Origin of the sequence: Streptomyces sp. NPDC006012, from assembly GCF_042871185.1 — a bacterium.
Classification (GTDB): domain Bacteria; phylum Actinomycetota; class Actinomycetes; order Streptomycetales; family Streptomycetaceae; genus Streptomyces.
In genome coordinates this window covers 212,196-223,069 of the sequence record NZ_JBIAIE010000013.1, presented here as the reverse complement: position 1 = coordinate 223,069, position 10,874 = coordinate 212,196, and the positions used below count along the sequence as shown (strand labels likewise).

The following is a 10,874-nucleotide window of genomic DNA, read 5'->3' as shown; positions in this document are numbered from 1 at the left end:
GCCCTCAAACGCGAGACGCTTCAAGGTGCCCGCAGCTTCAACGGGGTCCGCGCCTGCCGCCTGGCCGTCTTCCGCTGGACCACCCGCTACAACACTGCGGGTGCTGAAAACCCCATCCATGGCCTGTGACCTGCAGATCCTCCCGAGCGGTCAGTGATCGCAGGACGGGCGTGTCAGGCTGGTGGATCGTGGTGTTGCTACTGTCTTGCCTCGCCGTGTCGAGCGTGTTCGCCTTCATACGGCTGCTACCGATGAGCGCTGTGGACAAGGGCATCGAGATATTGACGCTGCGTCACCAGTTGGCTGTCTTGCAGCGACAGACCGACAGGCCACGTATCACCCCGGCGGACCGCGCCTTCCTGGCCGCGCTCCTCCACCGGCTTCCCAGGCCGAAGCTGCGGAGCCTGCATCTGATCGTCTCGCCGGAGACGGTCCTGAGGTGGCACCGTGACCTCATGCGCCGTCGTCACGCTGATGCCTCCCGGCGCAGGAGGTCTGGCAGGCCGCCAACGCGTCGCAGTATTCAGGCACTTGTCCTGCGCCTGGCCCGCGAGAACAGCTCCTGGGGGTAGCCGGAACCGGATCACCAACGGAAAGCCGACGGTCCATCAACGCCCTGGCGCCCTCCCAAGCTGTTGCGCCGGCCGCTGCAACTGCGCCAGCCGCGGATCCGGATGCGCCTGCCGCAGGTGGGACGTAGGGCCCCGGTCTGTCGGGTACCCACCCGTTCCGTGACTCCCGAACTGGCCGGCCGGGCTGAGCGGGGGCTGATTTTGCCAGACATGTTGAGCGAAGGAGTTGGGAAGCGTAATGCCTTGGCCGTAGTCCACGAGGGGTTGGCTGTAGTCCACAGGGAGTTGGCTGTTCCCGTCGGTCGAGGCCGACCCGCTGCGGCTGTAAGGCTGGACCAGGGGATCCTGCGTGCCGGATCCCACCGAATAGCCGAAACTGTAATTCGGGTCGACGGGCGCAGCCGGGACTTCCCACCCGAAATCATTGGCCGGCGTGGCGGGCGCAGCCGAAACTTCCCACCCGAAATCGTTGCTCGGGTCGACGGACGCAGCCGAACCCGCCTGGTTTTCGAAATCGAAGTCCGGGGGGACGTGGGCGTACAGGAGTTCCAGCGGGTCCAATTCGCCATCGGCGACTGCTCCCAACAATTGCCCAAATTGATCTTGCCAGGAATCATCGCGGGTCACAACAGGGCTTTGCGCGCCGGTCTCCGCCGAATGTGCGGACTCAGGGCTCACGCGTGCACCGGCCGCCGACCGGCCGGGGAAGCCGTCCGGTATCGCCCGCGCCGCCGACGCGTGAGAATTTTCCCTCTCTTGCCTGGTGGAGGCACCGGCTTGGATGGGGTACTGGATTTTTCCCGAGTTGTCCCGCAGACGCACCATCCCAGGGAAATACTCTTCGACTACATAGCCATGTTTCTCAAGCGCCGGGACCAGCGCCCCCACATATCCGCGGGTCCTCCCTGACCTCAACTGGCCCTTAAGCCAGTTATCGAAATTAATATGCTCGACCTTATTTTCTACCGAGACGCTGACTATTTCTCCCCGTCCGGGCAGCTCTCCTCTGGCTCTCGAATTCAGTATCGCGGTAATAGCTTCATCGGAAAATCCTGGCACAGGACGACCTCTTTCAGGGATCAGCAGACTTTTCCTGCAGTAACGGCTCCCACCTGACGATGGTTCACCAAGGTGCAGCCCATCGCAGCACGGTGTCGGGCTGGACCAGCAGCCGAAGCCGGCGCAGAACCTGTCGCGGCAGCGGCACCAGCAGAGCGGCTGGGCGTGCCAGTCCCGCTCCAGGACCTCTGCATCGAATATTCTGCGAAGACGTCCGGCCTGACGTCCTTGATATTGCGTGCACTGCCGCACGGCGGCGGCTCTTCACGTCGGCCAGGACGGCGCAGCCGCCGGATGCAGGAAGGGATGTGGCATGAGGTCCCCAGGTGTGCACCTGCGAGAGATCACCGACGACAACCGGGATGCCGTTCGTGCCCTCCGCGTCCGACGTGACCAGAAGCAATTCGTCGCCTCCGTGTCCAGGTCGCTCAAGGATGCGACAAAGAAACCGGAGGCCAATCCCTGGTACCGCGCCGTGTACATCGGCGACGAGCCAGTTGGCTTCGTGATGCTGTCGTGGAAGCCGCCGGCTGGTCCTTACAAAGGGCGACACTTCATCTGGCGCCTCCTCATCGACAAGCGGCACCAGAGGCGAGGGATCGGCCGAGAGACACTCACCCAGATCGCCGACCTGGTTCGCGCGGACGGCGCCACCGAGCTGCTGACCAGCTACGATCCCGGCGACGGCGAACCGTGGCCCTTCTACCAGAAGTTCGGGTTCGAGCCCACCGGGGAAATCGACGACGGTGAGATCGTTCTACGGCTCGTCTTTTCCGCTGCGTGAGTTCATACGGAAACTGCAGAGAGTTTTCCGGTGGTCACATGACCAACAATTTGATGGGGCCCTGGAAGTCGACCAGTGCCCGACCCCTTGCGGCCGGGACACAGCGAAGCCCCCGGCCCGCGCACGGACCAGGAGCTAATGGCTATGTACCTCGGCCGGAGGTACGGGGGACCTCAGGACGGAGGCCGGGGCGGGCCCGACCGGGCGCAGCGCACACAGGTGGTGGCCGCCGGACGGATCTCCAGGCGTTCGGGAGGAATCGTCGCGCAGCAGGCTTCGCACTCTCCGTACTGTCCTCGTTCGAGTCGTTCCAGTGCTCGGTCCAGTTCTTCCAGGTGCTCGCGTGCCCGCGCCATCAGAGCGGCCACGTGGGCCCGCTCGAAGGCAGTGCTGCCCCCCTCGGGGTCGTGCTCGTCATCAACTGCGACCAAGGCGTTCGCCGCGACGATTCCGTCGAATTCGCGGCTCAGCGCGGCCGCGCGTGCGAGGGTTTCGGCACGATCGGCCGCAAGGCGCGCGTGGGCCGCCGCGACGTTGTACGGGCGCACGTCATGGTCGTGCGGAGATGTATCGCCCATGCGTGCGACAACGCTGATTCCCGGTCCGCGATTCCCCCAGCCACCCGCGCCCCGCCGCCTGGGCCGAGTGCACCACGCCGGCCGGTCACCGCAGGGGGGATGCGCCGGCCCGCCGGGACCATGGACAGCTGCGCCAGAACTCCGACTCAGGAAACCATTATCAAGATCCCGCGCACTCCGCACACTGCTCCTACCTGGGCTGATGAGGTTTTCGGCAAGCGCAGTGCTCGACGAGCGGCAGCCCGCGGGCCACGGACCGCTGTAGGCCAGGGAGATCACGGTTCAGCAGGGCTTTTTCCGGCGGTCTCCCGATTTCTCCCGCGGCTGTCTGACTGAGCCACACGGGGTAAGTAGTGCGTCGCTCGGGCCAGCCTGGTAGCCGGTCAGGACGCCGGCGTTGTAGACGTGTAGGCGGAGCCAAGGAACCGACCTGCAAGAACTGCCTACAGGGCGGCCTGCCTGTACACCCAGTCCGTGGTGGGGGGCTGTGCCGAGAGCCGGAGAGCCGGTGGGGCGAGATACAAGAAGTCCGGAGCGGCAGCCGGATCGGTGCTTGTCGCCATCCCTCAAGTCCGCAAGTCAGCTTTACCCCTGCCACGAAGCTGGGGAAGGAACACCGGCGGGGCCCGCCGATCCGAGAGCGTCCTGCCCCTCGGTCAGAATCCGAAGGAGTGACACGTCCTTGCCGACATACGCGTTCCGTTGCGCGGACTGCGGTGACACCGATGCCGTCTTCCCGATGGCCTCGGTTCCCGCCTGGCTGGACTGCAGGGCGTGCGGCGGCACCGCGCGGCGGATCTTCTCCGCTCCTCACCTCGGCGCCGGCTCGTCGACCGCCATGAAGCTGTTGGACGCGACCAAGCGCACCGCGAGCGAGCCCGCTGTCGTGGAGGCGCTGCCGAGCCGTAGGACATCACCCGGGCCCGTCTCCCACAACCCCCTGCACGCCGAGCTTCCCCGTCCCTGACTACGCGTCGCCGCCCCACACCGACGAGCCGCGAAGCGGACGGCACCCATGCCCCTCTTCATGCGACAGGAGCCGACATGCCTGATGTGATCTTCCCTCTCGACTCGACCAGGCCGTTCACCGAACAAGAGCTGCTGGGCCACAACAGGTGGCATCCGGAGATCCCGGCCGCCGTCATGGTCAAGCCCGGTGAGTCCTTCCGGGTGGACTGCCGCGAGTGGTTCGACGGCGCGATCAAGAACGACGATTCGGCCGAGGACATCCTCAACGCCCCCCTCAACTCCGTGCACCGTCTGTCGGGGCCGATCGGAGTCGAGGGCGCCAAGCCTGGTGACCTCCTCGTCGTCGACATCCTCGACGTGGGACCCATCCCGCAGGAGACCGGTCCCCTGGCCGGTCAGGGCTGGGGGTATACCGGGATCTTCGCCAGAGGCAACGGCGGTGGCTTCCTCACCGAGCAGTTTCCCGACGCCTACAAGGCCGTATGGGACTTCTCCGGCGGCGTGGCCACATCCCGGCACGTACCCCACGTCTCCTTTACCGGAATCGTCCATCCCGGCCTCATGGGAACAGCGCCGAGCAAGTCACTCCTGGCCTCCTGGAACACCCGCGAGGCTGCGCTCATCGCGACCGACCCGGACCGGGTACCCCCGCTCGCACTGCCGCCACAGCCCGACTCCGCCATCCTCGGCAGCGTCCCCGCAGCCGAGTTCGACCGCATCGCCGCCCAAGCCGCGCGCACGGCACCGCCCCGCGAGAACGGCGGCAACCAGGACATCAAGAACCTGTCCAAGGGCACCCGGGTCTTCTACCCGGTGTATGTCGACGGTGCTCACCTGTCCGTCGGCGACCTGCACTTCTCGCAGGGCGACGGCGAGATCACTTTCTGCGGCGCCATCGAGATGGGCGGCTACCTCGATCTGCGCGTCGACATCATCCCCGGCGGCATGGAGACCTACGGCGTCGCCGAGAACGCCATCTTCCTGCCCGGCAACACGGACCCGCAGTACTCCCAGTGGATCGCGTTCTCCGGGACCTCCGTCACCCTCGACGGAGAACAGAAGTACCTCGACTCTCATCTCGCCTACCAGCGGGCATGCCTGCACGCGATCGACTACCTGACAACGTTCGGCTACGCCCCCGAGCAGGCATACCTCCTGCTCGGCGCAGCCCCGATCGAGGGCCGGCTCTCCGGCGTCGTGGACATCCCCAACTCCTGTGCGACGGTGTACATCCCCACGGCCATCTTCGACTTCCCCATCGCCCCCAGCATTGACGGGCCCGTGAGGATCGACCCGGGACAAGGAGCGCCAAAGGCCTCATTCTGAACGCGACGTCGAACTCTCCGCTCGGGCTGGTTCGAAAGATGCCTCCGTGGCCGCAGCATCAAGGCTCGGCCGGTTCCTAGGGCGTTGCGCAGGAACAGGGTGGCCTGGTCGATGGCTCCACGGGCGGCTTTGGACTGACTGAGCGGGTTGAGCATCATGAAGTCGTGGATTGTGCCGTCGTAGCGCACCGTAGTCACCGGAACGCCTGCTGCTCGGAGCCTGGCGGCGTAGCCTCACCCTCGTCACGCAGCACGTCGGCCTCGTCGACGACGGCGCCACCCGGTGAATCCTGCCGCCCAGGTCGTCCTTGCGCGACCACGAGCGTATCGGTCAGTGGTCAACTCGCCCCTCCGAAGTCGTGGGCCCCCACCGTGCACTCGTGCCGACCACCCGATCGGTGATTCTCAGGGCGGTCACCACGAACGGGCGAACGCCTGTCGACACACCCGCCGCCCCAGTCACGCCGGCATCACAAAGCACAAACGATGCGTTCGTTCAACGGTCACCAAGGCGCTGAAGGGTTCTCCGCCGGATCGCAACGCCATGCACCAACCACCTGAACAGGGCAAACAGCCAGTCCGTCCTGAAGCTGGATCATGCTCGCTATCGTCCGATTCCAAGACACCCGACAGCGTCAGGTACTCAGTGGAGGCCGAACGCCCCGGAGGGCTCGGTCCGCAGCATGTAGGTATCGGAGACGCTCTGCACCAGATCGTCGATGTCGTGCGCGGAAGGGGAAGCGAGGAAGACCATGCCGGTGATTTTCATGGAGTGCGCGACGTCATCGACGATGTCTCCCGGCTTGAGCACCATCGTGGTGTCGAGGACACCGGGAAGCGCGTTCGCGAAGTGCTCCGCGGTACTGAGGTCGAGGATGCGACCTGGCCTGGCCGGAAGCATGACGTTGACCACCGTTTCCTCACGGGCGTCGATGTCGATGGTGGGCGGCAGGCCGAGGGATGTCTCGATGAACGCGCGCCATAGATCGACGCCGTACTGGAGAGCTACGGACTTGACGATTCCGCCGCCTCCCGGCCTGCACGCGATCTCACCGACCAGCAGCCCTGAGGCGGTTCTGAATACCTCCAGATGCGTCACTCCCGAGCGCATTCCGAGTGCCCGGACGACGTCCTGGTGGAGACAGCGGACGGATTCCGCATCCGGATCAGACCCCGAAAGGTGGAAGGAACCGTGTATGCCTCCGCGGCCTGTGAGCACCGGTGACAGATACTCCGAAACGGACGCGAACTTCGTCGTTCCCCCGTCCACGATTCCGTCACAATGGTATTCGGCCTCAATGTCGACGAACTGCTCGGCAATCAAGGGGCAGCCGGCATCGCGCAGACCGGCGGACGCGGGCGCGCTGTAGAAGCGGGAGAAATCGGAAGCCGACTCGATGACGGCAACGTCCATTGTGCCTCCGCCGAAGCAGCGTTTGACGACGATCGGCCAGCCGAGGTTCTCGGCTGCGGCCGGGAGGCCGTCCAGACGGGGCACCATGCGAAAAGGTGTCACGGGCAGGCCCGCTTCCGCGATCTTCTGTTTCATCACGTACTTGTTGGAGAAGGCGTTGGCGACGTCGAAACCCATACCTGCGATCCCGAAGTAAGAACGCAGCAAACCGCAGACGGCGACGCCGAGTTCGGTTGGGCATAGCACCGCGTCGATGTGCCGGTCGCTCAGTATGGTAAGTGCGGTGTCCCTGACAGCTGTGAAGTCGTCGATGCTGTTCACGGTGAACACATCGACCCCCGAGGGATAGTTCCGCGCATGCGCGGGCTCAGTGATCACGGTGAGCTTGCCGATCAGACTGGACGTCAGCACTTCCGGGGGAAGCGGCCGGAAAGAGGTAATGGCGAGTACATGATTGGTCATCAGGGTCTCCGCGCCTTCGAGTCGGATGGCGGCAAGTGTGTCGCCGGACACCACACATGCAACCATGCATGCCCATCTCGACACATGTAGATGATCGGCGGCCGACGACACGTATGCCGCAGTTGCGGGACGGACGGCTTCGGTGGGGCGGGACGGACCGCGGTGAGTCCAGGGTTGCTACGCCAAGGCATTACCCCTGCTCAGCGGCGTGTAATGGGCTTTGGTCGGCGGGGGATCGGATGCCTGAGCAGCCAGTGGCGTGGTCGTTTGCCGTAGCTGACCGAGACACTCTGACGAGGCGTCATGTGTACTGACGGGTAGTCACATGAGTTGCGTAGAACACACCTTGAGGCCAATCCGCGAAACACATGTTTGACTGAGAGGCGCCTCATCCGAGGCAGGGGGCGAACCACATGTGTTGAGGACAGTCACCCCCTAGGGTGTATCAGGGAGGAAGCGGTTGAACGCGCCAGAGGGCTCCGCCGCGGCGGAGGCCGGGGGTACGCCTGCCATCTCGTTCGAAGCTGAAGACTTCTCCTTCAGCAACCCGGAGCTGTTTGTCGATCCGTACCCCATCTATCGACAGATCCGCGAACGGGAGCCCTTTCACCGTTCCCGGATGTACGGCGGTTCCTGGATCCTGTTCGCCTACGAGGACGCTGCCGCGTTGCTGCGCAGCGACAAGCTGACGAACAACCGGGCGAACCTGCCCCTCTTGGCCCTGGCGGAGAGCGAGCGGGCAGAGTTCTCGGGCTTTGTCGACTTCCTCAGGACGTGGACGGCTTTCCACGAGGGCGAGGAGCACATGCTCCGCCGGAACCGGATGGACGAGGTCTTCCGAGTTCTCACCCCGGCCGTCGTCGGCAGGGTCGTCCAGGAAGCCGCCGCCGACCTCATCGATCGATGGGGAGACCGAAGTCGTGTCGACCTGGTCGCCGACTACGCCCGTCCGCTACCCGCGATGGTCCTCACCCGGCTGATGGGCGCCCCGGAGAGTGACCACCACCTGCTCGACGAGTGGGCTGACGATCTCGCCTATCTGTTCGGCACCAACGACTTGGCCGCCGACGACGTCCGCAGGGCGCAGAAGAGTGCCGAAGCTTTCATGGCCTATTTGCAGGATTTGGCCGCCGATCTGGCACGGCTGCCCAAGTCAAGTATTCTGGCTGGCCTGTTGGCGCAGGAAGGCTCTGCCTTCAACTTCGAACTGGCGCAGGCGTGCGCCCAGTGTGTGCTTCTGATGTTCGCCGGGCTGGAACCCTCTCGGCATATCATCGGCAGTGCTGTGCTCGCGCTGGAGCAGTTCCCCGATCAGCGGAGCCTGCTTGAGGAGAATCCGCGTCTTTGGCCTTCGGCCGTCGAGGAGTTTCTGCGGTTCGATCCACCCGTGCAGTACATAGGCCGCCTCGCGGCCGAGGACTTCAGTTACCGCGGACATGAGATCCGCAAAGGTCAAGCGGTACTGCCTTTTGTGGGCTCGGCGAACCGTGACCCGAAGCAGTTCCCCGACCCCGACGTCCTTGATGTGCGCCGCCGGGCACGTCACCTCTCGATGGGGGAAGGCGTGCACCGCTGTATTGGTGCAGGAATGGTCCGCGTGCAGACCAGCATCGCCTTGCGCACCCTGCTGAGCCGCAAGCCACAGCTGCGCGTCTGCCCTGAAACCCGGCCGGTGTGGCACTCGTACTCCGGCTTCCACGGGCTCAAGTCCCTCGTTGTCTCTGTCTGACACGCCGGGCCCGGACCAGAACCGACACAGGCCCGGTCGGGCTGTTCGTCGCCCCGGAGCCACGGACAACGGCCATGCATGCCACCAAGCGACTTTCTCAAGGAGTGTGCCCCTCTCATGTGCGGTATAGCCGGATGGATCTCGTTCCGGCGCGAAGCGAGTACCGACAGCGAAACTCGGCGGATCATCGATGCCATGACCCACACGATGGCCTGCCGAGGGCCCGACGCGTCGGGCATATGGATGGACGCCCACGCCGCGCTCGGACATCGCCGGCTTGCGATCATCGACCTTGAGGGCGGCAGACAGCCGATGGCGGTGGAGCACGCCGGACGCGGCCCGCTGATCACCACGTACAGCGGTGAGATCTACAACTACCGCGAGCTGCGCGAGGAGCTGCGCGGCCATGGGCACACCTTCACCACGGACAGTGACACCGAGGTCGTCGTGCGCGCCTACGCGCAGTGGGGCGAGGACTTCACCTCCCGGCTCAACGGCATGTACGCCTTCGCCCTCTGGGATCCGCGCGAGCAGCAACTTCTGCTGGTCCGCGACCGCCTCGGCATCAAGCCGCTGTACTACCGGCCGACCGGCGACGGCGTCCTGTTCGGTTCCGAGCCGAAGGCGATCCTCGCCCACCCCTCGGTCCGCCCCGTGGTGGACAGCGAGGGCCTGGCAGAACTCCTGACCATCGCCAAGACACCCGGACACGCCATCTACCGGGACATGTACGAGGTCAAGCCCGGACACACGGTTCGGGTGCGACGAGCGGGACTGACCGAGCGACGCTACTGGGCACTGGAGGCCCGCGAGCACACCGACGACCTGCCCACGACGATCACACGGGTGCGCGAGTTGCTGGACGACATCGTCGCGCGCCAGCTCGTCGCCGACGTCCCGGTCGGCACCCTGCTGTCGGGCGGTCTGGACTCCTCGGTCATCACCGCGCTGGCCGCACGGGAGCTGCGTGAGTCCGGACGCGGCTCCGTGCGCTCGTTCGCCGTCGACTTCGCAGGCCAGGACGAGAATTTCGCCGCTGACAGTCTGCGTGGAACCCCCGACCGCCCCTATGCCCAGGCGCTCGCCCGGCACGTGAACGCCGAGCACGCCGACATCGTCCTGGACGTCGCGGACCTGACCGATCCGGTCCACCGCGCGGCCGTGCAGACCGCACGGGATGTCCCGCTCGCGGTCGGCGAGCTCGACACCTCGCTCTACCTGCTGTTCAGAGCGATCAGGGAACGATCGACTGTCGCACTGTCCGGAGAGGCCGCGGACGAGCTCTTCGGCGGTTACCGTTGGTTCCACGACGGGACCGCAGCAGCAGGTCACACGTTCCCCTGGGCGGCCGTGTTCGGCAAGCGCGGCTTCTCCGGCGACGGGAACACGGGAACCAAGGGGTCCCTGCTGGACCCGGGACTGCTGCGGAAGATCGACCCGGAGGGGTACCTCGACGCCCGGTACCGCCAGGCGCTGGCCGAGGTCCCGCAGCTGCGCACGGACACCGCCGAGGAACGCCGTATGCGCGAGATAGGCCACCTCCACCTCACGCGCCATCTGCAGTTCTGGCTCGACCGCAAAGACCGCATGAGTATGGCCACCGGGCTGGAGGTCAGAGTGCCGTACTGCGACCACCGGTTGGTGGAGTACGTGTTCAACACCCCATGGTCGATGAAGACGTTCGACGGCCGGGAGAAGTCACTGCTTCGCGCGGCTGCTGCCGATCTCCTGCCCGAGTCGGTCGCCCAGCGGGTCAAGAGCCCCTACCCGAGCAGTCAGGACCCGCGCTACCCCGAGGCGCTCCGGACGCGTCTGCGTGCGCTCCTCGCGGACCGGTCCGCGCCGGTGCATGACCTGCTCCACCTGCCCGGTGCCGAGCTGGCGGCCCGCTCGGCCGGCGAGCAGTACAGCTACAGCATGGAGTTCGTGCTGGCGCTGGACAGCTGGCTGCGTGAGTACCGGGTCGAGCTGGCGCTCTGACC

At 65.6% G+C, this 10,874-nt stretch carries 8 protein-coding genes and 1 pseudogene; 6 read left to right on the top strand and 3 right to left on the bottom strand.

Going from position 1 to position 10,874, the window contains the following annotated elements:
- Positions 1-188 precede the first annotated feature (188 nt).
- Positions 189-569 (top strand): annotated as a pseudogene (locus tag ACFYPJ_RS23120) (integrase); the annotation flags it as partial.
- 39 nt (positions 570-608) lie between these two features.
- Here ACFYPJ_RS23120 and ACFYPJ_RS23115 read toward each other — a convergent pair.
- Complete coding sequence (locus ACFYPJ_RS23115) at positions 609-1,631, bottom strand: hypothetical protein (RefSeq protein WP_389020205.1); 1,023 nt, start codon at positions 1,629-1,631, stop codon at positions 609-611.
- Positions 1,632-1,959: 328 nt separating this feature from the next.
- On the opposite strand from ACFYPJ_RS23115, the gene ACFYPJ_RS23110 reads away from it, so the two are divergent.
- Positions 1,960-2,415: a GNAT family N-acetyltransferase gene (locus tag ACFYPJ_RS23110; RefSeq protein WP_389020202.1), complete on the top strand. Its 456-nt coding sequence runs from the start codon at positions 1,960-1,962 to the stop codon at positions 2,413-2,415.
- A gap of 173 nt (positions 2,416-2,588) precedes the next feature.
- On the opposite strand, the gene ACFYPJ_RS23105 is transcribed toward ACFYPJ_RS23110, so the two are convergent.
- Positions 2,589-2,993, bottom strand: a complete 405-nt coding sequence (locus ACFYPJ_RS23105; protein ID WP_389020199.1) for a TraR/DksA family transcriptional regulator — start codon at positions 2,991-2,993, stop codon at positions 2,589-2,591.
- Positions 2,994-3,675: 682 nt separating this feature from the next.
- Between ACFYPJ_RS23105 and ACFYPJ_RS23100 the strand changes: the two genes are divergently transcribed.
- Positions 3,676-3,960 carry an FmdB family zinc ribbon protein gene (locus tag ACFYPJ_RS23100; protein ID WP_389020196.1) on the top strand — a complete coding sequence of 95 codons (285 nt, stop codon included), beginning with the start codon at positions 3,676-3,678 and terminating at the stop codon, positions 3,958-3,960.
- A 77-nt stretch (positions 3,961-4,037) separates the two neighbouring features.
- The gene (fmdA, locus tag ACFYPJ_RS23095; protein ID WP_389020193.1) at positions 4,038-5,288 is read left to right on the top strand and encodes a formamidase; all 1,251 of its coding nucleotides are present in this window, start codon (positions 4,038-4,040) and stop codon (positions 5,286-5,288) included.
- 642 nt (positions 5,289-5,930) lie between these two features.
- On the opposite strand, the gene ACFYPJ_RS23090 is transcribed toward fmdA, so the two are convergent.
- Entirely contained in the window at positions 5,931-7,217 is a 1,287-nt protein-coding gene (locus ACFYPJ_RS23090; RefSeq protein WP_389020190.1) for an ATP-grasp domain-containing protein, read from the bottom strand.
- A gap of 406 nt (positions 7,218-7,623) precedes the next feature.
- Between ACFYPJ_RS23090 and ACFYPJ_RS23085 the strand changes: the two genes are divergently transcribed.
- Positions 7,624-8,892: a cytochrome P450 gene (locus ACFYPJ_RS23085; protein WP_389020187.1), complete on the top strand. Its 1,269-nt coding sequence runs from the start codon at positions 7,624-7,626 to the stop codon at positions 8,890-8,892.
- Positions 8,893-9,009: 117 nt separating this feature from the next.
- Positions 9,010-10,872, top strand: a complete 1,863-nt coding sequence (gene asnB / locus ACFYPJ_RS23080) for an asparagine synthase (glutamine-hydrolyzing) (RefSeq protein ID WP_389020184.1) — start codon at positions 9,010-9,012, stop codon at positions 10,870-10,872.
- The last annotated feature ends 2 nt before the right edge of the window (positions 10,873-10,874 follow it).

Coding starts and splice junctions, on each gene's coding strand:
- asnB (WP_389020184.1), top strand. CDS start 9,010: ATGTGCGGTATAGCCGGATGGATCTCGTTCCGGCGCGAAGCGAGTACC.
- ACFYPJ_RS23105 (WP_389020199.1), bottom strand. CDS start 2,993: ATGGGCGATACATCTCCGCACGACCATGACGTGCGCCCGTACAACGTC.
- fmdA (WP_389020193.1), top strand. CDS start 4,038: ATGCCTGATGTGATCTTCCCTCTCGACTCGACCAGGCCGTTCACCGAA.